Source organism: Labrys okinawensis (genome assembly GCF_047345005.1).
Taxonomy (GTDB): domain Bacteria; phylum Pseudomonadota; class Alphaproteobacteria; order Rhizobiales; family Labraceae; genus Labrys; species Labrys okinawensis.
In genome coordinates, this window is record NZ_CP178864.1 from 4,935,849 (window position 1) to 4,962,678 (window position 26,830).

Below are 26,830 nucleotides of genomic sequence, written 5' to 3' on the forward strand. Positions count from 1 at the left end.
GTTCTTTCACACAGCTTGATTATGGCTCTGGGCGATGGCGTGCAGGATGACCTCGCCCGCCTCCTGCGGCGCACTGGCGACCTCCACCTTGAAAACCTGGCGGATGAGGGCGGGCGTCAGGGTAGCCGCCATGGCGCCATGCGCTACCGCCCCGCCCCGGTCGAGCAGGAGAACGTCATCGCCATGGATCGAGGCCAGCGTCAGGTCGTGCAAAGTCACCACCACCGTGGCCCCGCCCCCCGCCAGCTTCCGCGCTTCGCCGAGCAGGCGATGCTGGTGCTCGGGGTCGAGGCTCGAAACCGGCTCGTCCAGGATCACCAGATGCGGCTTGCCGGATAGAGCCCGGTCGTGAATCTGGGCCAGAGCCTTGGCAAAGGCGACACGCTGACGCTCGCCGCCCGACAGTGTGGTGACGGCGCGCCCGGCGAAGGCCTTGAGATCGGCCCTGGCGAGCGCGGACGCGATGGCGGCCTCGTCCTGCGCGGCCCGCGACGTACCGGCATGACAGAGCCTGCCGAGGCCGACGATGTCCTCCACGCCATAGGCAAAGGGCGTCTCGAAATGCTGCGCCATGTAGGCACGCCAAACCGCCATCGCCTCGGGCCGCAGCAAGTGCAGAGCCTGGCCGGCGAAGGCGATCCGCCCATCCGCCGGGCGAAGCAGGCCACCAATGGCGCCGAGCAGCGTGGTCTTGCCGGCACCGTTCGGTCCCATCACGACCAGCACCCTGCCCTGCCGCGCCTCGAAGGAGACATTGCGCAGGACAGTTCGGCCGCGGCGTTCCACCGTGAGATTGCTGACAAGAAGGCTCATCCGCGCTGTGCCCTCCGCAAGATAGCGATGAAGGCCGGGGCGCCGATCAGGCTGGTGACGACGCCAATCGGGAGTTCGGCCGGCGAGATTGCCATGCGCGCCACGGCGTCGGCCAAGATCACGAGTGCCGCCCCCAGCAAAGCGGAGGCCGGCAGGACATAGCGGTAGCGCTGGCCGCCGAGCAGCCTGGCGCAATGGGGCGCCAGAAGGCCGATGAAGCCCACCAGGCCGGTGAAGGCGACGGAGGCGCCGATGGCCAGCGCCGTCGCGCCGATGACGATGCGCTTGAGGTGGAGCGTGTCCACACCGGCGAGAAAAGCCTCACCCTCGCCGAGCGTGAAGGCATCGAGCGCCCGGGCCTGGCGCGACAGCGTCAATGCCGCGATGGCCAGGATCGGAAGGGTGGCTGCGACCGCGACCCAGTTGGCACCGGCGAGAGAGCCCATCATCCAGAACTGGATCGAGCGCAACTGCGCATCGTCGGCAATACTGACGAACAGGCCGATCACCGCCATCGCCAGGGCGTTGATGCCAACCCCGGCGAGCAACAGGTTCGCGATATCGACATGGCCGTCGCGGTCGCGCGCCAGCACATAGGTGACGAGCGTTGTAAGGCAGCACGAAAGCGCCGCCGCCAGCGGCAGGGCATAAGGACCGAGGCGGTGGCCGATTGCACCGCCCCACATGTCGATCAGCACGATGCCGGCGACCACGGCCAGGATGCCGCCGGAGGCCGCTCCCGTCAGCCCCGGATCGGCCAGGGGGTTGCGGAACAGGGCCTGCAGGCTGGCGCCCGAAAGCGCCAGCCCCGCCCCCACGAGGCCCCCCAGCAGCACGCGTGGCAGGCGTATATTGACAAGAATGCCGGAATAGAAGGCGCTGTCCTCCCCTGCCCCGAACCAGGCCGATGGAGGAATGCGCAGGCCGCCAAGCATCAGCCCTGCCATCAGCGCCGCAAAGAGCAGGCCCGCCAGCGCAACGAGCATCCATTGCTCGCGCTGCCGCGGCGAAAGCCACTCCGGCAGGGCCGTTTCATTGGCGGGGCTCTCTGCTTGCATCAAGCTCATGTCTCAGCCCACGAAACGGTCGGGATGCAGCTTGCGGGCCAGGGCCGTGATTTCCTTCACCCCCGAGGGCCCGAAGCCGAACAGGATTGCGAGATCCGCGGCCACCAGCCTTTCAGGATGGCCGGCAAAGGCCGCGGTCAGGCCCAGCTGATCGATGAAAGCATCGGCACCCCCCGCCGCTGCCACGCTGCCCTCATCCGCCACGATGAAATCCGGGGGTGAGGCGGCGAGCGCTTCCCGCGAGACAGGCTTGAACAAGGTGAAATCGCCGAAGGCATTGCTGCCGCCGGCGAGCGCATAGGTCGCGTCCACCAGTCCCATCCGGCCACCGGCGAGCGGCGTGCCGCCGTCGAGGCCGCGAATGAAGCCGATCGTCGGCCGTCGGGTGATGCCCTCCAGCCGCCGCGCCAGGTCGGCCGTGCCGGCGGCGACAGTCGCGGCGAGACGCTCGGCCTGCTTCTCGCGAGCGAGCAACCCGCCGATATGGCGCACCTTGGCCATCATCCCTTCCGCGCTCAGGGGAAAGTCGATGATCTCGATACGCACGCCTGCGCTGCGCATCTGCTCGATGGCATTGACGGGGCCCAGATCGCGGTTGGCGATCAGGATATCGGGCCGCAGCGATAGGATGCCCTCGGCGGAGATCTGCCGGAGATAGCCGATCGAGGGCAGCTTCCTGACCTCCGGCGGAAGGTGAGAGGTGGTGTCGACACCCCTTATGGCCTCCACGCCGGCAAGTTCGGCCACGATTTCCGTGACATCGGCGCCGGCGCACACGATGTGCCGGTCAGCCTGGGCCAGGGCGGCGCCGGGAAGCGCCAGCAAGGCCAGCGCACCCGTGACAACGAAGCGGCGGCTGGGGTTGAAGTCGCGCATGTCAGTCCTCCTCATTTGCCAGCCAGCTTGACGGTGAGCGAGAACTTGGCGGCCAGGCCCGGAGAGTTGGCGGAGTCGAGGAAGGCTCGGTAGCGCCGGTCGAAGAGGTTATCGATGGCGAAATTCGCGCTGACATTGTCGTTGTACTTGTAGCTCGCGAAGACATCGACGAGGCCGTAGCCGCCACTGGGAGTGTCAACCCGCTTCGAGGTCGCACCGACGAGGGTGACGCGCGAACCGACGGTCAGGCGATCCTCGAGGAAGCGCAGGCCGAGCGTGCCGCTGACCTTGTTGGGTGCCACGGTGTTCAGCGGCAGATCGGTATCGAGGTTCTTGCCATTGGTATGGGAGCCGGCCATGGAGACGAAGCCGCCACCCCAGTCATAGGCCCCTTCCAGCTCGACACCCATCAGGCGGGCTCGTGCGATATTGACGTATTGGATGGCCGGCAACACGCCCGTGGCGCCAGGTATGTTCTGGCAGATGTTCAAGGGCAGCCCAGGGATGAAGCAGACCAGCGTGCCGGGCTCCACATTGGCCTGATCGATGTAGTCGTCCACATTGTTGACGAAGCCCGTCAGCTTGCCTCGGAATGAGTCCCCCTGGCGGAAGACGTTGTCGAACTTGAGATTCGTGCCGGCCTCGAAGTTGTGGCCGACCTCGGGACGCAGATTCGGATTCGGCATGATGTCGAAGGCTGGGAAGGGGTGCGTGCCCGCGATCAGGGTTTCCGTGATGGATGGCGCGCGATAACCCTCGGCATAGGTGCCGTAAAGCTCGATCCCCTTGATCGGTGTCACGCCAACCGTGATCTTGGGCGAGAGATGGTTGCCGCTCGAGCTGTAACCACCGCCCGACAGACCGTAATTGTCGAAGCGCAGCCCACCCTGTACCCGCAGCCAGTCGCCGTAGCGTACTTCGTCCTGCACATAGGCGCCGAGGAGATGCCGGTCGCCGGAGGGCGTCAATGCCGAGACATACCCGCCCGCGTGGTCCTCCGTCGTCACCCTGTCGAAGGCCGCGTCGAAGCCATAGGTAAGCGTGTGATTGAAGGCGCCGGTGGTGAAGCGCGAGGTGTTGTAGACATCGAAACCGAAGGTGCCGATGCGATCGAACAGCTTGTCGCCCGGCACTGCGCCGAGCGCCGCGTAGGTGGCATCGGGCGCCACCAGCGTCTGGTGGTAGTCGGTCTGTGAATAATAGACCTTGGAGTTGAAGTTCATGAGCGGATTGTCAGGGCTCTCGAACTTGTAGCCCGCCGTAAAGGTCGATGTGACCACGTTGTTGCGCCAGCGCGACCCCTCATCACTGGTGCCGAAGTTCGAGTAGTCGAACTTCTGGCTGAGTGCGCTCAGGCTGACCGTCTGCCCATCACCGGGGTGGTAGTTGAACTTGAACAGCCCGCCGAAATTGTTCGAGCCGCTGTCGCGCACCCTGTCGCCGGAGCCGTCGCGGTAATCGCCCTGGTCGCGATAGAGGAACTGCCCGTAGATGTCGGCGATGTCGCCATAGCGGTAGCCGGCCGAGGTCGATGTGAAGGCACCGAGCCCGTTTGAGCTCACGCCGACCTTCTGCTCGACACCCCATCTCTCACCCGGCGCCAGGATGGAATCGATTCCCCGCGTGGTGAAGGAGGCCACGCCGCCGATGGCGCCGGAACCGTAGATGTTGGAGATCGGCCCGCGCACGATATCGATATTGTTGATGAATTCCGGGTCGAGATAGAAGCTGCCGTTGGCGTTGTGGCCCGAGACCTGAAAGTCCTGTCTTGCGCCATCGACGAGCACGTTGACACGGCCGAAATCCTGCAGACCGCGAATATTGATCGACTGCGCCGGGTCGTTGGAGCTGACCTGCGTGCTGACGCCGGGCACGGTGCGAAGAAGGTCGGAGACGGTCGAGGGCTGGGCACGGTCGATGTCGGCCTGGGTAACCTGGCTGACGCCGCCCAGCGTGTCGATCAGGCGCTGCGGGGTCTTGCTTACCGTGAAGGACAGTTCGTCCAGCACGATCGTGTCATTGGAGACATTGATCGGCTGATCGTTCGGCACCTGCTGAGCACGCGCCATGCCGCCCCCCGCCACAACCAAAGCAAGCGCCGCCACCGTCGCCCGACTGCGACTGCGCATGGAATTCACCCCACCCATTTCAAGCCCCGTAACGTAAAACTATTCAAAACTGCGTTGCAGATAATTTATCTTGTGCAAGCAAGCGCCGTTTCATACAATTTTTGCGATTTTGAGCAGCAATCTAAGTGAGTCAAGCGATTTAATATGTGATTTTATTGATACAATTGGTGCAGTTTTACTTTATTCTAAATCGCGAGGACGAGGAGTAAAGCCCAGTTTTGAATATTTCTATTTTGCACTGCTGAGAACTTGGAGAAGACAGGGAAATGAGTGAGTTGAAACAGCGCTGGCAGACCTTGCGGGAAGCCCAGTCGGGATTGCGGATCCGCGATGCGGCAGCCCAATTGGGAGTATCGGAGGCCGCCTTGCTGGAAACCCGCATCGGCGAAGGCGTGGCCCGCCTGGCGGCACGGACAGACAGGCTCTGCGCCGCTTTGCCGCACCTCGGTACCGTCATGTCGTTGGTCAGGAACGAGGCCGCCGTCCATGAAAAGGACATCGCTTTCGACGTTGGGGTCGAGCAGGAGGGCCGGTTCCATTTCGAAGGTGAGGGTTTCGCCCTTAGCTTGCTGTCCTCCTCGGTGGCGCACGCCTTCCATGTCGAAGACACCAGCCCCAAGGGCGCGTTGCGCAGCATCCAGCTCTTCGACGCCGCCGGAACGGCGCTCTGGAAGATCTATGCACGCGACAAGGCCGATCATGCCGCCTTCGCGCGGCTGCTGGCGGAACTCGCCTGGCCCGACGATGTCCGGGCCATGCCGTTCGCGCGCCCCGCGATCACCCGTTCCCCAGCGCCCGCGCACCAGCCTGTCGATCTGCAGGCGCTTCTCGAGGCCATCGCGGCCAACGCAATCCCCATAATGCTTGAGGTTGCCAATCACGGTGTCCGCCAAAGCCATCGCGGCCCGCTGATCCGCATCGCGCGGATGGGTCCCTGGCTCAACGTCCTCGATCCCGGTTTCGACTGGCATCTCAACCAGAGCGGCCTCGCGACGGTCTGGCTGGATCGCGGCGATAATGCCGGCGTCATCCTTCATCTGGCGGGCGGTGGGGAAGCCGCACGGCTCACGGTGAGCCCGGAGGCGACGGCGCAACAGCGGGGCACCTGGAGCGGCATCCTTGAAAAGGCGGTGGCAGCATGAACCAGGCCGCGACCGCGCGCCTGACCGGCGCCATACCGACACTCGCCTCGCTCAGCTTCGAGGAAACCATCGGCTTCTATGCCCGCCTCGGTTTCGAGGTGCTGCACGGCGACATCTCGTTCCTGCTTCTGCATCGCGACGGCGTGCGCCTCAGTTTCTGGCTCACAGGCAACCGCCGCGTGCCGCAGGCCACCAGTTGCTGGCTCGAAGTCACCGGCATAAGCGCGCTCTATGCTGATTTCAGCGCGCTGAACATCGTGCCCCGCAAGGGCCATCTGGAGGACAAACCCTGGGGCACGCGGGAGTTCTCGATCACCGACTGCCACGGCAACCTGATCCGTTTTTCGGAAGGGGTTTAGAAGGAGTGGCGGTCTCAGACCGCCACCTGTCTCTCCTGCAAACGTCTCGTTTCGAAGAATGGCGGCCGGAGACCGCCACTCCTCTTAGAATGCCCACTGCCACAAGCAGTCCGCGACGAGGCCCGCGAAAAGGATCGCGCCCGCATTGCGGTTGGAGCGGAAGACTTCGAGGCAGAGCGCCCCGTCGCGATGGTCGAAGCGCATGACCTGCCAGGCGAGATGGGCAGCAAAGCCGGCAAGGCCGAGGAAAGACAACGGCGAGGCATCGTTCAGCGCGAGCGCCAGGGCGAACAGCACGACGCAGCCGGCATAGAAGGCGCCGACCGCCAGTCTCGCCCGCTCGCCGAACAGCAGGGCGGTGGAACGCACCCCGACGATCGCATCGTCTTCCTTGTCCTGGCAGGCGTAGATGGTGTCATAGGCGATCACCCACAGCACCGAACCGATGAAAAGCAGCACCGCAGGCCAAGCCAGGCTGGCGGTCACGGTGGCCCAGCCCATCAGCGCGCCCCATGAAAAGGCAACGCCAAGCACTGCTTGCGGCCAAGAGGTGATTCGCTTCATGAAGGGATAGACGGCCACCACAGCCAGCGAGGCGATGCCGAGCCCGATGGCATAAGCGTTGAACTGCAAGAGAACGACGAAACCAACGAGTCCTTGCAGACCCAGCCAGGCGACCGCCGCCTTGGTGCTGACCTGGCCTGAAGGAATTGGACGCGAGCGCGTACGTTCCACCTGCCCGTCGATATCACGGTCGACGATGTCGTTGAGCGTGCAGCCGGCGCCGCGCATCACGAAGGCGCCAACGAGGAAGAGAAAGAGATGCCAGAGCGCCTGGCCGGCTCTGCCGTGATGCAGCGCCACCAGCGCCGCAGACCACCAGCACGGCCACATCAGCAGCCAGCCGCCGATCGGTCGATCGGCCCGGGAGAGGCGCAGGAAAGGCCGCAGGAAGGCCGGCGCGTAGCGATCAACCCAGTTGCCGGCCGGTGCATCGGCAACCTTGTCCGGCGTACCGGCCTGGGCGGAGAGCGGCGCCATCACGCCTGGCCCACTATTGCAAGCGCAGATTGACCGGCGGCTTCGGTATGGCCTGGCCACCGGGGCCCTTGGCCTCGGGCGCCACCTGCTGGCGCGGCGGGTGCGAGCAGATGCGGGTGCGAGTCGACTGGGTCTGCTTCATATCCGTGGTGATCTGCTGGATGTTCTGGTCAGTAATCGCACAGAAGTCCTTGTTCTTCGTCATGTAGTCCAGCATCTTCTGGTCATTGGCAATATAGGTGCCCAGATTGCCGCAGAAGTCATTGAAGTTTCGCTTCAGCTGTTCGAAAGTCTTGGGCTTCGGACGCTTATTGATGCCCTGCAGTAGCTTAGCTATTTCCTCGCGACGACCGAGCATTGGTTGCAGATCCTTGCTGCAAAACTCGTTGCCGATCGGGGCCGCCTGTGCCTGGGGCGCCTGCTGTTGCGCCGGTTGACCTTGCACCGGCTGATCTTGGACCGGCTGCCCCTGGGCCGGCTGCTGCTGGGCCGGCTGCTCCTGAGCTGCAACGGGTGCCGCCGCCAGCATGGCGCCGGCGAAGAGGGAGACCGATACAAGACGCAACATGAGGACATCCGCGAGATTGAAGGTGAACTCTCGATACAGAGGAACTATTGATCTCGCAAGTTCAGGGCAGCTTGAAGGCACGATTGCACCCTGAAATCCAGGTAATGTGAGGCGATGGCATGGCGGCCTATGATTTTCTTTCGGTCCGGCTCTTCGTCGATTCCCCCCTCAGCGAGGGCCAGGCGATCGCGCTCGACAAGACGCAGCAGAATTACCTGGCCAATGTACTACGCCTGAAAGCGGGCGAGCGCATCCTGGTGTTCAACGGCCGCGAGGGCGAGTTCGCAGCTACCGTCACCATCGAGGGCAAACGCGTCAGCCTGGTGGCGGAGGCGCAGACGCGGCCCCAGACGCCGCGACCCGGGCTGCGGTGGCTGTTCGCACCACTCAAGCACGCCCGGCTCGACTACATGGTCCAGAAGGCGGTGGAGATGGGCGTCGGCACCATCGAGCCGGTGATCACCCGCCGCACGCAGGTCTCGCGTGTCAATCTTGAGCGGATGCAAGCCAACGCCATCGAGGCCGCCGAACAATGCGGCGTGATCTCGGTGCCCGACGTCATGCCCGAGCAGAACCTGCTGCGCCTGATCGAGAACTGGGATCCGGCCGTGCATCTCGTCTTCTGCGACGAAAGTGCGGCCCTCGCCGATCCGCTCGCCACCCTCGCCGCCATGCCGAAGGGGCCTGTCGCCGTTCTCATCGGCCCGGAAGGCGGCTTCGAGGACGCCGAGCGGCAGGCGATCGCCCGCGTCCTTTCCCACACCCGCCTCTCGCTCGGCCCGCGCATCCTGCGCGCCGACACCGCCGCCGTGGCGGCCCTGGCACTCATTCAGGCCGCCCACGGCGACTGGCGGGCCGCCTGAAATTCGCCTCGAAGCTTCACCGATCCAAAAATCGACAGCCTGAATCGGATTTGTCGTCTTTTTGGCGTGTCGCGCGGACGGCCGCAATTGTCATGTCGCATGGCTGTGTCTATGGTCCGCGCCGTTTTGCAAGGTTTCCCTCATGGCCCGCGACGTTATCGATTCAACCCCAATTGCCTCGCGCGACGAATTGGTCGCCTGGATCGAAAAGGGCAACAAGCCACAGTCCCAATTCAAGATCGGCACCGAGCACGAGAAATTTCCGTTCCGTGCCGGCAGCCACCAGCCCGTGGCTTATGAGGGGCCAAACGGCATCCGCGCCTTGCTCGAGGGGATGCAGGCCATGCTCGGCTGGGAGCCGATCATGGAAGGCGAAAACATCATCGGCATGCTCGACGTCACCGGCGGCGGCGCGATCTCGCTGGAGCCGGGCGGCCAGTTCGAATTGTCGGGCGCCCCGCTGCACTCCATCCACCAGACCTGCACCGAGATCCATGCCCATCTTGCCCAGGTGCGCGAGATCGGCGGGCCACTCGGCATCCGCTTCCTGGGCCTGGGCATGTCGCCGGTGTGGACGCGCGAGCAGACGCCGCGGATGCCCAAGCGGCGCTACGAGATCATGACGAACTATATGCCGAAGGTCGGCGTCATGGGTCTCGACATGATGTACCGCACCTCCACCGTGCAGGTGAATCTCGATTTCTCTTCCGAAGCCGACATGGTGAAGAAGCTGCGCATCTCGCTGGCACTGCAGCCGATCGCCACCGCCATCTTCGCCAACTCCCCTTTCATGCATGGCAAGCCCAACGGCTTCCTCTCCATGCGCTCCGAGGTGTGGCGCCACACCGATCTGGACCGCACCGGCATGCTGCCTTTCGCTTTCGAGGACGGCATGGGTTTCGAGCGCTATGTCGACTGGGCGCTCGACGTGCCGCTCTATTTCGTCAAGCGCGGCGACACCTATCACGACGTCTCCGGCCGCTCTTTCCGTGATCTCCTCGCCGGCAAGCTGCCGCAACTACCGGGCGAGTATGCCACCATGTCGGACTGGGCAAACCATCTCGGCACGCTCTTTCCGGAAGTGCGCCTCAAGCGCTATCTCGAAATGCGCGGCGCCGATGCCGGTCCCACCTCCAAGCTCGCTGGCCTCTCGGCCTATTGGGTAGGCCTGCTCTACGACACTGATGCGCTGGAAGCCGCCTGGGATCTCGTCAAGGACTGGAACGAGGCCGAGCGCCAGGCCCTGCGCGACTGCGTCAGCCGCCAGGCCCTGAAGACACCGTTCCGAAACGAGACCGTCCGCGATATCGCCCTTCGCACGCTCGCCATCGCCCGCAAGGGGCTGAAAGCGCGCAATATCGAAGATTGGGAAGGGCGTACCGAGGAGCATTTCCTCGAAGGCCTCGATGAGATCGTGGAGAGTGGCGTGACCTCCGCCGAAGCCATGCTGGCCCGCTACGAGGGTGAATGGGGCGGCAGGATCGATCCGATCTTCGATGAGAAGGCGTATTGAGAGGACAACGCAGGAGATAGCGATTGCGGGGCCCGTTCCCCACACAAGACAGGAGACAGGTGGCCGCGAGGCGGCTGCGGCCTCCCTGCCTCATGCCACCTGCTTGATCTTTTCGAGCGCGGCAGCGGTGAGAAAGGCGCTGCGGGCCATGCCGTGGCGCTTGGCGGCCTCGTCAATCGCCTCGAGGGCATCGGCGGGCACCGAAATGTTTACGCGCACCAGGCGCGCAGCGTTGGTGAGCAAAGGCGCGGCAAAGAGTGTGCCCTTGATGCCATCGGCTTCCATTTCCGCGGCGATCTCGTCAACGCTGCGGGGAGCGGGCAGGGTCTCGCCCTTGTCAAGAGCGTCCTCCGCCCACAGACGCAAGGCCGCAACCGCGCCGTTGCTCGCTTCCTGTGCCGTTTCGCCGGCCGAAGTGCAGCCGGGAAGATCAGGAAAATATACGCTCCAGAGCGTGCCGGGCTCTTTCTCAAGCACCGCTATGTACATAGTCATGTCGTCCTCCAGAAACGCTTACGGGTAACGACCGAGCGGGCTACCAGCCAGCGGCTTTTGCAATGCTCCGGGCTGTCCCGCTTGGCAGGTCGCCCCGCCCCTTCGGAACGACGACCCGACCTTTCTTCTCGGCATGGGTGTAGACCATATGATCTCCGTCGTTCCGTGCGATCCAGCCCTCATTTTCGAGCCGCTGCCGGATCTTTCGTAAGTCTCTCTCCATCACGCGTACTCGTCGATTGGGGGGTAATACACATATTGATGGGTTCGGCGCCAGGAGAAAGTGTGTACAAATATACACACGAGAGCCCTTCTTTCAATCCATCTGCCGGAGTCTCTCAGCTTGTCCTGGCAAGCGGAGTTGAGCTGCGAACACCGCGCCCGCGAAGATGGCGATAAGGGCCTATCGCGCTCACAGACTTCCCCCCTCCACATAGCGCATCGGCATCAGGATCCGCGGGAACTCCGCAACCGGCAGGCCCGTCTTGGCCTCCGCCAGCGCCGCCTGCAAGGCCTTGCCGAGCTCCTGGCCAAGCATCGGCAGATCGGCCTGGTAGGAGGACAGCACCGGCGAGAGGAACTGGGCCTGTGCGTCGCAATTGACGCAGATCACCGACATGTCCCGGCCCGGCGTCAGCCCGGCCTCGTTCAGCCGCTTGTAGAGGCCGATGGCGAGCTTGCGGTCGGCGGTGATGACGGCCGTCGGAACATCCGGCTCCGCCAGCAGCGCGTCTGCCGCTTCATAGCCGCCGCTCTCGCCGCGGCTGCAGCGATGGACCGCGCCAGCCTCGTGCGGCAGTCCGAGCCGGTCCAAGGTAGCCTTGAACTGTTCGGCGATGAGATGGCTGTAATTGAGTTCGCCCGCTGGTACGAGGGCGGCCATCCGCCGATGGCCGAGGGCCGCGAGGCGCTCGAGCGCTCCCTTCACGGCCGCGTCGAAATCCATGTCGACAAAGGCGTGATCCGCTTCCAGCTCGCTGCGGCCAAAGGCAACGAAGGGCAGCGACGTGCCGAGAAGATAGTCGATCCGTGGGTCGCTGCGCAGTGTCTGCGAGATGATCAGCGCATCGACCAGCCGACGGCCGGCGATCCGCCGCAGTACGGAGAAGGCATCCTCCTCAGCCTCGACATAGAGGAAAATGGCGAGATCGAGCCCCTGCCCCGACAGAAAGCGGCGCAGGCCGTTGAGCACGCCTGCGAAAACCGAATCGACCAGGGTCTGTTCCGGATCGCTCGGCACGATCACGCCCACCAGACCCGTCATGCCCTTGCGCAGGCTCCTGCCGGACTGGTTCGGCGCATAGCCGAGTGTGCTTGCCGCCTCCAGCACGCGCTTGCGCGTCTCAGCGTTGACGTCCGCCTTGCCGTTGAGGGCCCGCGACACCGTGCCGATCGAGATGTCGAGATGACGAGCGAGCTCGCGTATGCCGATCAAGGCCCTTCCTCCCTGCGTGCGGCGGCAATTCCGCCCCACACCCGTTGTCATTGCATGATGAGCGTAACTCAAACAACTCTTGACAGGATTTTATCACGATAATAACTTCCGTAAACGTTTACGGAAATCAAGCGGACAAAACCCGCTGACCGTCGTCAAGGGAGGTTTGCGATGCGCTTGAGGGCTGTCCTCATCGGATGCGGTGCGATGAGCCGCGCCTGGCTGCAGGCCGCCGCCGGCATCGAAGACCTCGACATCGTCGGCCTTGCCGATCTCGACGAAGAACGGGCAAAAGGGCGCGCCGCCGAATTCGATCTCTCCCACGCCATCACGACCGCCGACCTCTCTTCCCTGCTGGCGAAGACGCAGCCCGACATTCTGTTCGACGTGGTGGTGCCTTCCGCCCGCCACGACGTCGTAGCCGAAGCGCTGGGCGCGGGCTGCCACGTGCTGAGCGAAAAGCCGATGGCCAATTCGATGGAGGAGGCGCGCGACCTGCTGAAACGGGCTGCCGCGGCGGGCCGCATCCATGCCGTCGTGCAGAACCGGCGCTATCTCTCCGCCATCCGCCGCATCGCCAGGCTCGTCGCCTCCGGTGCCATCGGCGATATCACCAGCGTGCATGCGGACTTCTTCCTCGCGCCGCATTTCGGCGGCTTTCGCGAGGAGATGGATCATGTGCTGCTGCTCGACATGGCCATCCACGCCTTCGACGCCATGCGTTGCATGACTGGCCTGTCACCGACGAAGGTCTACTGCCGCGAATGGGACCCAAAATCCTCATGGTATCGGCAGGGCTCCTCCGCGCTCGCCTGCTTCGATCTGCCGAACGGCGCCCTCTTCACCTATCGCGGCAGCTGGGCGGCGGAGGGCATCCGCACCAGTTGGGAAGGCGCCTGGCGCATCGTGGGGACAAAAGGCTCAATTGCCTGGGACGGGCATGACGATATCCGCGCCGAAGTGCCGGGCGAGCGCACCGAATTGCTGGCGTCCCTCACCCCGATTGCCGTGCCCGCTCCCGCGCCCGGGGACAAGGTCGGTGGGCACCGTGGCGTCCTTACAGATTTCGTTGCCGCCATCCGCTCGGGTTCGGAACCGGAGACGGTGGGACACGAAAACATACGCAGCCTCGCCATGGTTTTCGGCGCTATCGAAAGCGCCGGCCAGGGCCGGACCATCGAACTCGTAGTCTGAGAAAGCCATGTCCGCTCTGAAAAGCATCCGTGTCGGCACCATGATCAAGGCCAATGCGCCGGATCCCGCAGGCTATGTCCGACAGATCCTGCCGCATGGCTTCGAGAGCATCGAGCCCTTCTTCTGGCAGGTGATGAACAAGGACCTGCCGCGCCTTGCCGGCGAGTTGCGCGACGCCATCGACGATGCGGATGTGGTGATCGACACGCTCGGCATGTTCGGCAATCCCCTGGAGGAGCAGGAGCTCGATATCGCCACGCTGGAGGGTTGGAAGGCGCTGATCGACAATGCGCATCTGTTCGGCGCCAAGACGATCGCCGGCTTCACGGGGCGCATCCGCAACCGCCCGCTGGAGGAAAGCCTGCCGCGCTTCAGGCAGGTCTGGAGCGAACTCAGTCGCCGCGCAGACGACAAGGGTGTGCGCCTCGCCTTCGAGAACTGCGCCATGGACGGCAACTGGGCGAGCGGAGACTGGAACATCGCCCATAATCCCGACGCCTGGGAGCTGATGTTCGACGCTCTGCCGGCCGACAATCTTGGCCTCGAATGGGAGCCCTGCCACCAGCTCGTCTATCTCATCGATCCCCTGCCGCAGATCCGCAAATGGGCGCCGAAGATCTTCCATGTCCACGGCAAGGACGCCACCGTGCGCTGGGACGTGATCCGCGAACATGGCGTGTTCGGCAAGCATGCCTTCGTGCAGATGCGCACGCCCGGCTTCGGCGACAGCGACTGGACGCGCATCCTCGGCGAGCTGCGGCTGGCGGGCTATGCAGGCACCATCGACATCGAGGGTTGGCACGATCCCGTCTACCGCAACGAGCTGGAGATGACAGGCCAGGTCTTCGCGCTCAACCATCTCAAGCAAGCGCGCGGGGGCGCCGATATCATCGTCAACCCGAACTGACACGGCATCTGGACTAAACGATCAAGAAAGGGCGGAAAGCCCGATCAATAGAGGGAAGAAATCATGAAGAAACTGACTGTTTCGAAGGCCATGCGGAACGCCGGCCTGCTTCTCGGCCTACTCTCGGGCGTGGCTGCCACCACCGGCGCCTCGGCTGCCGACGTCGTGCGCGACAAGTGGTGCGGCAACGTCCATATCCGCTTCTTCGTTGGCGGCGCAGAGGGCGACGCTTTCGGCACCATCGTCTATAATGGCGCGCGCCAGGCCGCCAACGATACGGGCGCCCAGGTCGAATATGTCTTTTCCGGCTGGTCGCAGGAACAGATGACGCAGCAATTGCGTGAGGCTGTCGCGGCCAAGCCCGACGGCATTGCCATGATGGGCCATCCGGGCGATGCGGCCATCCTGCCACTGGCAGAGGACGCCGCAGCCGCCGGCATCAGGATGATCTATCAGAACGTGCCGGTGCCGACGGCCCAGGCCAAATTCGGCAGCGCCTATGTCGGCGCCCAGCAGGAGCCGCAGGGTCGCGCCCTGGGCGAAGAAATTCTGCACCGCTTCGGCCTGAAGGCCGGCGACGTTGCCATCGTGCTTGGAGGTTTCGACGATTCCACCCGCGGTGCCCGCGAGGAAGGCACCGCCAAGGCACTCGAGAAGGGCGGCGTGAAGGTGGTGCGCCTCAATTCCCCGCCCGAATGGGCCACGGACCCCAACCTCGCCATTCCAGTGATTACCGCCACCGTCCAGGCGAACCCGACCGCCAAGGCGATCGTCTATCCAGGCGGCCAGGAACTCGGCAATGCCGCCACCTACATGCAGGCGGCTGGCAAGAAACCCGGCGAGATCATCAATATCGGTTTCGACACCAGCCCGCAGATCGTCGAGGCCTTCAAGGACGGCTGGGTGCAGCTCACCGCCGACCAGCAGCCTTTCCAGCAGGGCTACATGCCGATCCTGAGCCTGTGCCAGCAGATTGTCTACGGCCTGTCGCCGGTCAGCGTCGATACCGGGAACGGCTTCGTGACGCCCGACAACTACAAAAACGTTGCCGACCTCGCCAGCCAGGGGCTGCGTTGAGCGAGGCTCACAGCGAGGGCGCCCCTCCCAGCGCCCTCGCCCTCTCTAAAGAAAAATGCGTTCAGGTCGAAACGCCCTCCGAGCTTAGCAACGTGACTTCAGGAGCGTTTTGCGATTCTCGGCAATTCGGTCTGAAGGAAGTGCACGCTACTCCTGAGGAGGCCAACATGGGCGAAAGGCTCATCGAATTGAGGAATGTCGCCAAGTCATATGGCCGCGTATTCGCCGTGGGCGGCGTCAACCTGCATGTCGACCGGGGCGAGGTCGTAGGCCTGCTCGGCGACAACGGCGCCGGCAAATCGACCCTGATCAAGATGCTGGCTGGCGCCATCCGGCCGACCAGCGGCGAGATCCTGGTGCGTGGCGTGCCGGCGCAGAACTGGAACGCCGCCCGCTCGCGCGATGCCGGCATCGAGACGGTCTTCCAGGACAGGGCCCTGTGCGTGCAGCAGTCGATCGTGCGCAACATCTTCATGGGACGCGAGATCACCGGTTTCCTGGGTTTCCTCAACACCGGCAAGGAACACGCCGAAGCCGAGCGCCTGATGCGCGAGATCGGCTTTACCTCCCGGGTGTTCACACCCGATTCCATCGTCGGGCAATTGTCCGGTGGTGAGCGCCAGGGCGTCGCCCTCGCCCGGGCCATCTACAACAAGGCCGACCTCATCGTCATGGACGAGCCCACCACCGCCCTCTCGCTCACGGAAACAGAGAAAGTGTTCCGCTTCGTACGCACGGTGAAGGCGGGCGGGCGCTCCATCCTCTTCATCGGGCACAACATCCACCACGTCTACGATATCGCCGACCGTTTCGTGGTGATCGACCGCGGCCGTGTCGCGCTGGAGGCCACGAAGGAAGAGGTTGGCTCGGCGCAGGCCCTGATCGATTTCATGGAACACACCGCCCACCCGCATGGGGCGGCCTCCTTCGACCCGACCGCCGCTCAGCCGGGAGCCTCGCCATGAGCCTGTCCGTCAACGATCGCCCCGAACAGCCCCGCGTTGTCGCCCGCCCGCCAGAAAGCGGGCTGCGCCGCTTCCTCGCCAGAAATCGCGCTGCGATGGGCACTTTCGCCGTCTTTGCGGTGATGATCGTGATCTTCATGATCGCCAGCCCCCGCGTCTTCCTGAACTGGACGATCTATTCTTCGGTGCTGGTGACATTGCCGGTGGCCCTCGCTCTGGTCGTACCGCTGGTTTTCGTGGTCACCGTTGGTGAGATCGACCTTTCGTTCCCCTCCACGATGGGCTTTTCGGCCTGGATGTTCGCCCTGCTGATCAAGGCCGGTTTTCCAGCGCTGATCGCCATCGGCGCCGCCATCGTCAGCGGCACGATCATCGGCCTTGCCGTCGGCTCGCTGGTCGTCTACGGCGCCCTCTCCTCGCTGATCGCCACGCTGGGCATGAACTACATGCTGCGCGGCTTCATCCAGATCATCACGCAGGGCAAGTCGATCACCTTGCTCGAACTGCGCGACGGAACTACCGCCACCGTCCTCTCAGGCTCGGTCTGGGGCGTGCCGGTGCAGATCTTCTGGGCCCTGCTCTTCGTAATCGCGGCGGGCCTGCTCTATAATCGCCATCGCTTCGGCGCCCGTGTCCATGCCGTCGGCGACCATCCCGACAGCGCGGCGCAGATGGGCATCCCGGTCGACAAGGTCCGTGTGGCAACCTTCGCCTTCATGGGCTTCGGCGCGGCCATCGCCGGGATCTTCACCACGCTCGTCAACTTCACATGGTGGCCGACGACGGGGGACGGCTATCTCCTGCCGGCGATCGCCTCTGTCTTCGTGGGGGGCACGCCGACCTGGGGCGGCATCGGTACGGTGGCGGGCGGCGCCATCGGCGCGACCATCGTGTCCTTCATCCAGAGCGGCATCGTGGCCGCCGGCCTCAGTGGTTTCTACGTACAGTTCTTCAACGGCCTGATCATCATCCTGGCCTTGCTGGGACATCGCTGGAACCAGAAGCGCTTCAGATGAAGCAGAGGCCCGCGGCCAGTTCGTGGTGAACCACGTTTCCATCTCCCGCTCTTCTGCGCTGGCTTATGTCTGATTTCGGACATAAGATCGCGCCAGGGAAAAGGCGGTTCAGGCGTGAGCAACGAACGCAGGCAGCAGGACGAGTCAGGATCGGCGGCGGGCGCCGGCACCATCCTCTGGCTGATCGCCACCGGCAAGGCGCGCTCGCGCTCCGCCCTTATAGAAGCATCGGGCCTGTCGCGCTCGACAGTGACCGAGCGCCTCGCCGCCCTCTTCGATGCGGGCCTGATCGAGGAGGCGCCGGAGGCTTTGCCGAGTGGCGGCCGGCCGGCCCGCATGATCCGGCTCAACACTGATTTCGGCGTGGTGCTTTCGGCTGATATCGGTGAAAGCCATGCCCGCCTCGCCGTCACCGATCTCGAACCCAGGATCCTTGCCGAGGCGGTCGGCACGGTCGACATCCGCCACGGCCCGGTGCCCGTGCTCGGATGGATCGTCGAGCAGTTCCGCCTGCTGCTGAAGCGGCTCGGCCGGCGCCATGAGGATGTACTCGGCATCGGCATCGGCCTGCCGGCGCCTGTCGATCACGAGGGTGGGCGCGTCGTCGGCCCTTCGGTGATGACCGGCTGGGACGATTTCGACATCCGCCCCTGGCTGCAGCGGCAGTTCGATGCGCCGGTTTCGGTGGAGAACGACGTCAATCTGATGACGCTCGCCGAGTTCCGCCGTTTCTGGCCCGAGGTCGGCCAGTTCCTGTTCATCAAGGCGGGCACCGGCATCGGCAGCGGCATCATCACCGATGGGCGGCTCTATCGCGGCGCCCAGGGGGCCGCCGGCGATATCGGCCATATCCAGTTCACGGGCGAGCCGGCCCCGCTCTGCCGCTGCGGCAAGCTTGGCTGCGTCGAGGCGCGCGCGGCGGGCTGGGCCATCGCACGCGACCTCAGCAACCGTGGCCTGGAGGCGACGACGGCCCGCGACGTGATCGACCATGTGAAGGCCAACCAGCCCGAAGCCGTTCGCCTGGTGCGCGAGGCAGGCCGGGTACTCGGCGAAGTGACGGCCGATGTTGTCAGCGTCCTCAACCCGAGCGTGATCGTCATCGGAGGCACTCTGGCGCAGGCGGGCGAGGACCTGCTCTCCGGCGTGCGTGAACTCGTCTACCAGCGCTCCCTGCCGCTCGCCACGCGCAACCTCACCATCGCCGCAGGCCAGTCCGATATACGCACCGGCCTGCTGCTCGGCGCCGCACTGCTGGTGATCGAGACGCAGATGCGGCCCGATACCATCGAGCGCACCATCATCAGGCACCAGCGCTCGACCGCGGCCGGCGACAGGCGCAGGCGGGCGGGATAGGCTCAGCGGCCAGCCTCCACGCGCGAGAGTTGAGACCTTGCGGCTCAATCCTTGCTGCTGGTGCCAGCAAATGTGGCTGGCCGGCAAAGTTTCGCACCAAGATAAGAAATTGCAGGTGGTATAACGATTTAAGCCCCGGATCTCCAGCAAGCATTCGCGGCCGGGCTATAGCGTGATAGTGCCGTGAATTGCGCAATCTCCGCGCATTCCAAAATACTCGACAACCCACAGGATTCTCTTCATTATCCCGATTACACGGGAGGGTCCAATGGGCGATATTGTCGATCGTATCCTTATCGTATTGGCCCGTGTCACCAGCAAATTTGCCGTCTGGTATCGCTGGCCCTTCCCGATCAGCGACGCCATTATTATTGGCCACCGGGCTATTCTGAGGCAGAATAATCTTTACGATACTGAGGTCGCACCAGTACCCCCGCCTCCCGCCGGCGATTTCGATATCCAGAGCTTCCGGACGGCCGATGGCAGCTACAATGATCTGGCACAACCCTGGATGGGCCGGGCGGGCACGCGCTTCGGCCGTAACATGCCGCTCGCTCTCACCTATGGCGAAACAGCGCCGGCCCTTTATGAACCCAATCCCCGCCTGGTGAGCTCCAGGCTGCTGGCCCGCGACAAATTCGTGCCCGTGCCGCATCTCAACGTCCTTGCCGCCGCCTGGATCCAGTTCATGGTGCATGACTGGCTGAGCCACGGCACCAATGATCGCGCCAACCCGCATTTCTTTCCGGTACCTGATGGAGATGACTGGCCCGGAGGCAGCATGGAGGTGCTGCGCACCAAACCGGACCCGCAGCCACCCGGCGCGGCGAACCGCCCGGCCGCCTATACCAACACTGAGACCCATTGGTGGGACGCCTCCCAGATCTACGGCTCAACGCTCGATCGGCAGATCCTGATCCGGACGGAGCCGGACAAGCGAGCTTTCGACGAAGCCGGCAATTTCGTCGCCGATCCGGGCAATATCCGCTCCGATGGCAAGGTCCCTGTTGATAAGAACGGCCTGCTGCCACCCGATCCCACCTCGAAATTCGAGGGACAGGAGCTTACCGGCGTCAACGGCAATTGGTGGATCGGGCTCTCGGTACTGCACACCCTGTTCACCCGCGAGCACAATTCCATCGTTGACCGTCTGAAGATCGACTTTCCCAACCAGAGCGGTGAATGGCTCTTCCAGAAGGCAAGGCTGGTCAACGCGGCCTTGATAGCCAAGATCCACACGGTGGAATGGACTCCGGCGTTGATGAACTCGCCCTCGGGGCGGTTCGGCATGCGAGGCAATTTCTTCGGCCTGCTCGGCGAAGAATTCCTGAGGGCGTATGGCCGCATCGGCGACGGGGATATGCTCTCCGGCATTCCCGGCTCTCGGAAAGACGATTATACGGCCCCTTATGCCATGACAGAAGAGTTCGTAGCCTCCTATCGGCTGCATTCGCTGATCCCGGATGGCTTCTCCTTCCGCAGCCATGAGGACGACCGCTCGCTTTTCGACTGCGACCTCAAGGACGTCTTCAACAACAAGTCCCGCGACGTCTATCAGAGGGCGAGCCTGCTCGATATCGCCTACAGCCTCGGTACCTCCCATCCCGGCGCGCTGGTGCTGCACAATTACCCCAACGCGCTGCGCCGGCTCGATAAGCGGGCCGACGACGCGGTGTTCATCGACCTGGCCGCCGTGGATGTCCTGCGCGACCGCGAACGCGGCATACCGCGTTATTGCGAATTCCGCCGCCAGATCAACGCGCCAGTGCCGAAGAGCTTCGAGGAGCTCACCAATGACGAGACCTGGCGCCGGGAATTGAAAGAAGTCTACTCGACTGTCGAGGAGGTTGATCTTCTGGTGGGCACGCTGGCCGAGAGCAACGCCAAGAATGGCTCGCCGCCCGGCTTCGGCTTCTCCGACACCGTCTTCCGAATCTTCGTCCTGATGGCCTCGCGCCGGCTGAAGAGCGACCGCTTCTTCGCGGAGGACTATCGGCCCGAAATTTATACACCGGCAGGCTTCGACTGGATCGAGCAGAACTCCTTCCGTACCGTGCTGCAGCGCCATTTGCCAGAGCTTGCGCCGGACTTCGCCGTCGTGCGGAACGTGTTCTTCCCCTGGACCAAGGCGGTGCGCTGAGATGAGCCGCCACATCCGCATTCCGCTCCTGGCCGACATCACTCTCGTCGACGATCACAAGACCATCGCCGTCGATGAGGATGACCCCAGGCTCGACCGCAATTACGAAAAGCTCGGTCCCCTCGGCAATCGTATTCTGGCGGCGCGCCTGATGCGCGTCTTCGTCATCAAGGGCGTGCATTTCCCGACCATGCGCGGGCGTCGTGACGCGGAGCGCCAGGCCAGCCAGGCCGCGCTTTCGGAACGGCTAGGCAATGCGGCGGCGCCGACCGAGAAACTCATCGAGGCGATCGAGCCGCTTGTCACCTATGTCAGGGGCGACGCGCCGGAGGACACGGTAGGCCCGGTGCTGCAGACCCTGATCGGCCGGCTGTTCAAGCCCGATTTCGCAAGCTCCCCTCGCCTGTGGCTGGCGGCGACGCGGTTCGATGACGCGGCTCGCAGCCAGAATCCCCTGCGCTGGCTCTGGTCCGCCCTTGCCGGCACGCTCAATGCCGACCGGAAGGTCCTGGCCGAGTCCGTCGGCGGCGATCCCGTCGCCGTGCACGGCATCGCCATTGCCATCCACAACATCGTCAAGAGCCTGGCTCTGATGCGCACCGCCTACGCCGATCCCGTGCGGCGCTCGACCCTGGGCGACAAGACGGCCGCCATGGCTTGCCTGGTGGCACCCGACTCGGTGCTGCGCCAGGCGAAGTCGGTGGCGGAGATCCATGGCGCCTCGCTGAAGCCAGGCTCGCTCGTAGTCTACCAGCTTGGCACCGCAGCCCGGCGCGCCTTCGACCCGAAGGTCGCCTTCCAGTCGAACAGCTGGAGCTTCTGCCCGGCCGCTGATTTCGTCTTCAAGCTGCTGGCGCTGATCTGGGCGCAGGCCGTTCAGATACCGGATAAGCACGAGCCGGCCGAGACGCCCGAAGTAGAGGCATCGGAGGGCGACGCATGAGCGAGGATCCGATCTTCCAGCCGATGAAATTCGGCAAGATCACGATCAAGAACCGCATCTTCCGCTCCAGCATCTCCGGGCGCTGGGACAATGAGGACGGCTCGCCCACGCAGACCCGGCTCAACTGGGAGACGAAATTCGCCAGGGGCGGCGTCGGCACCATCATCACCTCCTTCGTCCCGGTGGCGATAGAGGGGCGCATCGCCGCCAATTACGGCACCAACCACACCGACGCGTATATTCCGCTGTGGGCAAAAATCGTGGAATCCGTGCACAAGCACGATTGCCGCTTCCTGATGCAGCTCAGCCATTCCGGCCGGCAGATGGATGTGCCCGGCGTGACCAACCAGCACCGGCCGTCGGCGAGCCCCACCAACCGACAGGAAACCCTGCACGGCTTCCCCACACAGGCGATGACGGCGGGCGAAATCGGCATCCTGGTGGAAAAGTTCGGCCGTGCCGCCTGGCGGGCGCGGGAAGCCGGCTGCGATGGCGTCGAGCTGCATTCGGCGAATGGCTATCTCTTCAGCCAGTTCCTGTCCTCGGGCATCAATGACCGCACCGACCACTATGGCGGCTCGCTGCCCAACCGGGCCCGCTTCCTCCTGGAGGTGATCCGTTCGATCCGCAGCCATGTCGGGCGCGACTTTCACCTGCAGGTCAAGCTCGGCGCCGTCGACCACAACAACGTCATGCCCTGGGAGAAGAAGGGCAACACGATCGACGAGGCCATCGAGATCGCGCGCTATTGCGAGTCCGCCGGCGTCGATGCCGTGCATGTCTCCAGCGGCTCGCTTTTCCCGCACCCGCTCAACCCACCAGGCGATCTGTCGATGGAGACGCTTGCCGTCGTCTACGATGCCATGATCGCCTCCGGGCTCTCCACTTTCCGCAACTTCCTGATGTTCCGCTATCCGGCCCTGCGGCCGATCTTCCGCTGGATCTGGTTCCGCATGAAGAAAGGCCATGCCATCGAGGGCATCAGCCTGGAGGAATCGCGGAAGTTCAAGCAGGCGCTGAAGGTGCCGGTGATCGTCACCGGCGGCTTTCAGACCGCCTCGGTGGTGCGAAAGGCCATCGAGGAAGGCTATTGCGACGGCGTCTCCATCGCGCGCTCGCTGATCGCCAACAACGACCTGCCTCGGCAGTGGCAGGCAGGCATCGACAGGCCAGCCAATGCCTGCACCTATTGCAACAAATGCCTGCTGGCCGCGATCAAGAACCCGCTCGGCTGCTATGAGGAATCACGCTTCCCAGATCGCGACGCCATGCTGCAGCAGGTCTACTCGGTCTACGCGACGAAACCCGAACTGGTCATTCCACAATAAGGGGCCAGACCATGCCGGAACCCTATTTCGTCACCGAAGTGGAACGCCAGCTCGCCGCGCGGCGTAAGAAATGGCAGCCTCTGCGTATCCTCCTTCTCGTAATTGCGGTGGTGATCGCCTATCTCGCCCTGACCGCCCTGGTGATGCTGACGCGGCATGGCACACCGCGCTACGAGAGCATCGTCCAGCATTTCAAATATGGCTCGATCGGCTCGGAGCAGGAGAGCGGCATCCCCTATCGCGTCTGGATGGCGTTGCCCAATCTATTCCCGGAGATTTTCGAGAACCGCAACGACTACACCGCCTTCGGCTTCCTCTATGAGAAGGATGCGCGCGGGCGCCAGCGCGACCTGCCCATCGGCGTCTCCCGACGCACAGTGAACGGCGTCGACCTGATCTGGCTCAATTGCGCGATCTGCCACACCGGCACCTACCGCCAGAAGGCTGGTGACCCGCCGACCATCGTGCCGGGCATGCCCTCGAACAACCTGCACTTCGAGAGCTTCGTGCGCTTCATCCTGACCACCGCCACCGACGAAAGACTGGCCCCGGAGACTCTGATGCCGGCGGTCGAGGCCGTTGGGCCGCGCTTCGGCACGATGGAACGCCTGGCCTGGAAGTCCGTCGTGCTGCCACGCCTGCGCGAGGGACTGCTGCTGCGCTTCAACCAGCTCTCCCCCCTGCTCAAGCGCCAGCCCGACTGGGGTCCGGGGCGGGTCGACACCTTCAACCCCTACAAGGTCGGCCCTTTCAAGATACCGGCTGCCAGCCTGACGGATGCAGAGGTGATCGGCGCCTCGGACTTCCCCTCGATCTTCGAGCAGGGCCCGCGCGAGGGCATGCATCTGCATTGGGATGGCAACAACACCTCGCTTGCCGAGCGCAATCTCTCCGCGGCCCTCGGCGCCGGGGTCACGCCCGAGACCGTCGACCACGGCGCTATCGACCGCGTGGCCGACTGGCTCCTTACCCTCAAGCCGCCGCCCTCGCCCTTCTCGCCCGACCCCAGCGCCGTGGAGCGCGGTCGCGCCGTATACATGACGGCCTGCAGCGGCTGCCATGGCTTCAAGGAAACCTCCGGCTACGTCTTCAAGGGCGATGCCATCGGCCAGGTCGACCCGATCGACAAGATCGGCACTGACCGCGCGCGACTGGACAGCTACACTGAAGAATTCCGCCAGCGTCAGTTCGGCGAGCTCTTCGCCGGCACGTACTACGCTTTCAAGAACTTCCGGAAGACCGACGGCTATGCCAACATGCCGCTCGACGGATTGTGGCTGCGCGGGCCCTATCTGCATAACGGCTCGGTGCCGACGCTGAGGGATCTGCTGAATCCGCCTGACCAGCGACCGGTAGCCTTCCTGCGCAACAGCGACGTCGTCGACGGCGTCAATGGCGGCTTCGTCTCGCCGCCCTGCGATCCCAGCCAGACGCAGCTGACCGGTTTTTGCTACGACACGAGCCAGACCGGCAACCACAACAGCGGCCACCTCTATGGCACCGACCTGCCCGCCGCCCAGAAGGGCGACCTCCTCGCCTATCTCCTGACTTTCTAGCCCTGGAGCCCGACATGAGCGACGTCACGCTGACCATCGGATGGAACGAAGCCCAGACCGCCCGGGCGCTGCGCATCTATCGCCTCGTGCTCGGCTTCAACATGCTCGGCCATCTCGCCATCGGGCTTGCCTGCATCTTCTGCCCGCTCTGGGTCTCCCAAACCCTTGGCCTGCCTGAGCCGATCCCCACCGGCTGGGTGCGCGGCTGGGGCGCGATGCTGCTTCTCGTCACCATGCTCTATATTCCCGGCCTGCTAGACCCACTGATCACGCGCGCGCCCAACGTCATTGGCGTCCTCGGCCGCTACTGGATGATGCTGATCTGGATCTTCTGCGGCGGCAGCTTCCTGTGGTTCGCTCTCATCGACGGCGCCTTCGCCACTTTGCTCGGGCTGCTCTACCGCAGGCTGCTGATGGCAAAGCTGATGACGCATCCTTGATCTGACTGCTCTTCAACCGGGCGCCCTTCATCGCCATATCAAAGGGAAGGTTGCGGCCCCGGCCCGCCATGCTCGGGATTGCTCTCCTGGGAGCACTCGTCATGAATCCCATCACCTTGTTTGCGACATTCCTCCTTGCCCTCATCGGCGCAGGCTTCGTCTATCTCGGCCTCTACTGGCTCGCCGGCCTCTTCTTCATCCTCGCCCTGCTGGTCGCCGCCTCGCTGAAGATGGCCAACACCTGGCAGAAATTCGTGGTGCTGCGCGCCGGCAACCTGCTGGGGGTCTACGGCCCCGGCCTGTTCCTGATCATCCCCGTCATCGACAATGTGGCCGCCGTCATCGACGAACGCATCCAGACCACCGCCTTCAATGCCGAACAGGCCCTCACGCGCGATACGGTGCCGGTGAACGTCGATGCCATCATCTTCTGGCATGTCCACGACGCGCGACGGGCCGCATTGGAAATCACGCATTACCGCGAGGCCATCGACCGCGTCGCGCAGACCTCGCTACGCGAGATGATCGGCTCCTCCATGCTCTCCTCGCTCCTCTCCGAACGCAAGGCAGCGGACGACCATTTGCGCGATGTCATCGCAGCCAAGACGGCCAAATGGGGCATCACCGTCATGTCTGTCGAGATCCGCGACGTGGCGATCCCCGTGGCGCTGCAGGATGCGATGTCGCGTCAGGCCCAGGCCGAACGTGAGAAGCAGGCCCGCGTCATCCTCGGCTCGGCGGAGGCGGAGGTCGCGGGCAAGTTCGTGGAAGCTGCCGAGACCTATGCCGGCCATCCTGCCGCGCTGCAGTTGCGCGCCATGAACATCATCTACGAGACCACCAAGGAGCGCGGCGCCACCATCCTGATCCCAACACCGATGGTGGACAGTCTCAATCCTGCCTCGGCTCTGGTACTGGCAAGCCAGGGACAGCCGAACCCGCTGAAGAGCGCCGCTTAGATCCGCTCCGTCGGACGGCAGAGTCCGAAGCCCCTGGGACGAGAGCGGGAACCGTTGCCGCCTCTTGCTGCGCGACCAGGGCCAGATAGCCCAGGAGATCGCCGATGATGGCTGCCGGCGGCGGGGTGTTCTCGCCACCGGTCGACAAGTAGAGCTGGAGGGCGCCCAGCGCCGTCGAACGGATCAGGCAGCTCAGGCGCTCCGGATCTCCGGTAGGCAACGTTCCCGCGGCCTGCCCGATCTCGATCGCCCGAATGAACAAGCTATGCCAGCGATGCTTGGCGAGGCGCAGATCTTCGTGGTTGCCGTGCGGCCAATGAAAGATCATCAGGCGGAACCGCTCGGGATAGGCCAGGGCCCAGCGCGCGAATACCAGAATAAGGGCTCGGGGCGAAGGCGGGCTTTCCTCGGCCTCCGCCTCGGTGCACACGCTTTGCAGCTCCCGCGCGAGCAGAGCGGCGAGCAGATCCTGCTTGCTGTCGAAATGCCGGTAGGGAGCGTTGTGCGAAACGCCGACAGCCCGGCCGACATCGCGTAGCGTCACAGCAGCCGGGCCCGCTTTGTCCAGAAGTTCCGCCGCCGCGGAAATGAGGTGGTTGCAACGGGCTGTGCTCATGCCACCAGAATGCGCGCCGACGTTGACAACGT

General features: G+C 64.1%; 26 protein-coding genes. 16 read left to right on the forward strand and 10 right to left on the reverse strand.

The genetic code is table 11. The annotated features are described in order from the left end of the window. Positions 1–6: 6 nt before the first annotated feature. From ACMDCR_RS23195 to ACMDCR_RS23210, 4 genes are read right to left on the reverse strand one after another with little or no spacing between them, the layout of a single operon-like run. On the reverse strand, positions 7–813 hold the full coding sequence (locus tag ACMDCR_RS23195; RefSeq protein WP_413988891.1) for an ATP-binding cassette domain-containing protein: 807 nt from the start codon (positions 811–813) through the stop codon (positions 7–9). Further along, on the reverse strand, positions 810–1,880 hold the full coding sequence (locus tag ACMDCR_RS23200; protein ID WP_413988892.1) for a FecCD family ABC transporter permease: 1,071 nt from the start codon (positions 1,878–1,880) through the stop codon (positions 810–812). Before ACMDCR_RS23200 ends, ACMDCR_RS23195 begins: the two co-directional genes overlap by 4 nt. Before the next feature lie 3 nt (positions 1,881–1,883). Beyond that, on the reverse strand, positions 1,884–2,756 hold the full coding sequence (locus ACMDCR_RS23205) for a heme/hemin ABC transporter substrate-binding protein (RefSeq protein WP_413988893.1): 873 nt from the start codon (positions 2,754–2,756) through the stop codon (positions 1,884–1,886). 11 nt (positions 2,757–2,767) lie between these two features. Then, positions 2,768–4,885: a TonB-dependent hemoglobin/transferrin/lactoferrin family receptor gene (locus ACMDCR_RS23210; protein ID WP_413988894.1), complete on the reverse strand. Its 2,118-nt coding sequence runs from the start codon at positions 4,883–4,885 to the stop codon at positions 2,768–2,770. 266 nt (positions 4,886–5,151) lie between these two features. Here ACMDCR_RS23210 and ACMDCR_RS23215 point away from each other — a divergent pair, with 266 nt between their 5' ends. Then, positions 5,152–6,027, forward strand: a complete 876-nt coding sequence (locus ACMDCR_RS23215) for a ChuX/HutX family heme-like substrate-binding protein (protein WP_413988895.1) — start codon at positions 5,152–5,154, stop codon at positions 6,025–6,027. Then, positions 6,024–6,386 carry a bleomycin resistance protein gene (locus ACMDCR_RS23220; RefSeq protein ID WP_413988896.1) on the forward strand — a complete coding sequence of 121 codons (363 nt, stop codon included), beginning with the start codon at positions 6,024–6,026 and terminating at the stop codon, positions 6,384–6,386. Before ACMDCR_RS23215 ends, ACMDCR_RS23220 begins: the two co-directional genes overlap by 4 nt. 84 nt (positions 6,387–6,470) lie before the next feature. Here ACMDCR_RS23220 and ubiA read toward each other — a convergent pair whose 3' ends face one another. Together ubiA and ACMDCR_RS23230 are read right to left on the reverse strand one after the other, a co-directional pair. Beyond that, on the reverse strand, positions 6,471–7,427 hold the full coding sequence (gene ubiA, locus ACMDCR_RS23225; protein ID WP_413988897.1) for a 4-hydroxybenzoate octaprenyltransferase: 957 nt from the start codon (positions 7,425–7,427) through the stop codon (positions 6,471–6,473). A gap of 13 nt (positions 7,428–7,440) precedes the next feature. Then, positions 7,441–7,995, reverse strand: a complete 555-nt coding sequence (locus ACMDCR_RS23230) for a hypothetical protein (RefSeq protein ID WP_413988898.1) — start codon at positions 7,993–7,995, stop codon at positions 7,441–7,443. Between the two features lie 119 nt (positions 7,996–8,114). Between ACMDCR_RS23230 and ACMDCR_RS23235 the strand changes: the two genes are divergently transcribed. Beyond that, positions 8,115–8,858: a 16S rRNA (uracil(1498)-N(3))-methyltransferase gene (locus ACMDCR_RS23235; protein ID WP_413988899.1), complete on the forward strand. Its 744-nt coding sequence runs from the start codon at positions 8,115–8,117 to the stop codon at positions 8,856–8,858. Positions 8,859–9,000: 142 nt separating this feature from the next. Further along, positions 9,001–10,371 carry a glutamate--cysteine ligase gene (locus ACMDCR_RS23240; RefSeq protein WP_413988900.1) on the forward strand — a complete coding sequence of 457 codons (1,371 nt, stop codon included), beginning with the start codon at positions 9,001–9,003 and terminating at the stop codon, positions 10,369–10,371. Positions 10,372–10,461: 90 nt separating this feature from the next. Here ACMDCR_RS23240 and ACMDCR_RS23245 read toward each other — a convergent pair whose 3' ends face one another. The 3 genes from ACMDCR_RS23245 to ACMDCR_RS23255 form a co-directional block, all read right to left on the reverse strand. Continuing rightward, complete coding sequence (locus tag ACMDCR_RS23245; protein ID WP_413988901.1) at positions 10,462–10,866, reverse strand: type II toxin-antitoxin system HicB family antitoxin; 405 nt, start codon at positions 10,864–10,866, stop codon at positions 10,462–10,464. Between the two features lie 40 nt (positions 10,867–10,906). After that, positions 10,907–11,089 (reverse strand): type II toxin-antitoxin system HicA family toxin, encoded by a 183-nt coding sequence (locus ACMDCR_RS23250; RefSeq protein ID WP_413993697.1) that lies wholly within the window; start codon positions 11,087–11,089, stop codon positions 10,907–10,909. 189 nt (positions 11,090–11,278) lie between these two features. Continuing rightward, a complete protein-coding gene (locus tag ACMDCR_RS23255) occupies positions 11,279–12,301 on the reverse strand; it encodes a LacI family DNA-binding transcriptional regulator (RefSeq protein ID WP_413988902.1) in 1,023 nt (340 codons plus the stop codon). 171 nt (positions 12,302–12,472) lie between these two features. Here ACMDCR_RS23255 and ACMDCR_RS23260 point away from each other — a divergent pair, with 171 nt between their 5' ends. The 12 genes from ACMDCR_RS23260 to ACMDCR_RS23315 all read left to right on the forward strand — a co-directional run bounded on the left by ACMDCR_RS23260 (position 12,473) and on the right by ACMDCR_RS23315 (position 26,182). Further along, a complete protein-coding gene (locus ACMDCR_RS23260; RefSeq protein WP_413988903.1) occupies positions 12,473–13,495 on the forward strand; it encodes a Gfo/Idh/MocA family protein in 1,023 nt (340 codons plus the stop codon). Between the two features lie 7 nt (positions 13,496–13,502). Next, on the forward strand, positions 13,503–14,402 hold the full coding sequence (locus tag ACMDCR_RS23265) for a sugar phosphate isomerase/epimerase family protein (protein ID WP_413988904.1): 900 nt from the start codon (positions 13,503–13,505) through the stop codon (positions 14,400–14,402). A gap of 63 nt (positions 14,403–14,465) precedes the next feature. Continuing rightward, positions 14,466–15,479 carry a substrate-binding domain-containing protein gene (locus ACMDCR_RS23270; protein ID WP_413988905.1) on the forward strand — a complete coding sequence of 338 codons (1,014 nt, stop codon included), beginning with the start codon at positions 14,466–14,468 and terminating at the stop codon, positions 15,477–15,479. A 167-nt stretch (positions 15,480–15,646) separates the two neighbouring features. Then, complete coding sequence (locus ACMDCR_RS23275) at positions 15,647–16,444, forward strand: ATP-binding cassette domain-containing protein (RefSeq protein ID WP_413988906.1); 798 nt, start codon at positions 15,647–15,649, stop codon at positions 16,442–16,444. Beyond that, a complete protein-coding gene (locus tag ACMDCR_RS23280; RefSeq protein WP_413988907.1) occupies positions 16,441–17,460 on the forward strand; it encodes an ABC transporter permease in 1,020 nt (339 codons plus the stop codon). Before ACMDCR_RS23275 ends, ACMDCR_RS23280 begins: the two co-directional genes overlap by 4 nt. Before the next feature lie 114 nt (positions 17,461–17,574). After that, positions 17,575–18,816, forward strand: a complete 1,242-nt coding sequence (locus tag ACMDCR_RS23285; RefSeq protein ID WP_413988908.1) for an ROK family protein — start codon at positions 17,575–17,577, stop codon at positions 18,814–18,816. Between the two features lie 268 nt (positions 18,817–19,084). Continuing rightward, positions 19,085–20,956 (forward strand): peroxidase family protein, encoded by a 1,872-nt coding sequence (locus tag ACMDCR_RS23290; protein ID WP_413988909.1) that lies wholly within the window; start codon positions 19,085–19,087, stop codon positions 20,954–20,956. A 1-nt stretch (position 20,957) separates the two neighbouring features. Next, complete coding sequence (locus ACMDCR_RS23295; protein WP_413988910.1) at positions 20,958–21,899, forward strand: hypothetical protein; 942 nt, start codon at positions 20,958–20,960, stop codon at positions 21,897–21,899. Then, on the forward strand, positions 21,896–23,227 hold the full coding sequence (locus ACMDCR_RS23300) for an NADH:flavin oxidoreductase (RefSeq protein ID WP_413988911.1): 1,332 nt from the start codon (positions 21,896–21,898) through the stop codon (positions 23,225–23,227). The genes ACMDCR_RS23295 and ACMDCR_RS23300 overlap by 4 nt, the downstream gene beginning before the upstream one ends. An 11-nt stretch (positions 23,228–23,238) precedes the next feature. Then, on the forward strand, positions 23,239–24,783 hold the full coding sequence (locus tag ACMDCR_RS23305; protein ID WP_413988912.1) for a cytochrome c: 1,545 nt from the start codon (positions 23,239–23,241) through the stop codon (positions 24,781–24,783). Between the two features lie 14 nt (positions 24,784–24,797). Beyond that, positions 24,798–25,223: a hypothetical protein gene (locus ACMDCR_RS23310; protein ID WP_413988913.1), complete on the forward strand. Its 426-nt coding sequence runs from the start codon at positions 24,798–24,800 to the stop codon at positions 25,221–25,223. A gap of 101 nt (positions 25,224–25,324) precedes the next feature. Beyond that, positions 25,325–26,182: a slipin family protein gene (locus tag ACMDCR_RS23315; protein ID WP_413988914.1), complete on the forward strand. Its 858-nt coding sequence runs from the start codon at positions 25,325–25,327 to the stop codon at positions 26,180–26,182. On the opposite strand, the gene ACMDCR_RS23320 is transcribed toward ACMDCR_RS23315, so the two are convergent. Continuing rightward, complete coding sequence (locus ACMDCR_RS23320) at positions 26,115–26,798, reverse strand: TetR/AcrR family transcriptional regulator (protein WP_413988915.1); 684 nt, start codon at positions 26,796–26,798, stop codon at positions 26,115–26,117. The genes ACMDCR_RS23315 and ACMDCR_RS23320 overlap by 68 nt on opposite strands. Positions 26,799–26,830 lie beyond the last annotated feature (32 nt).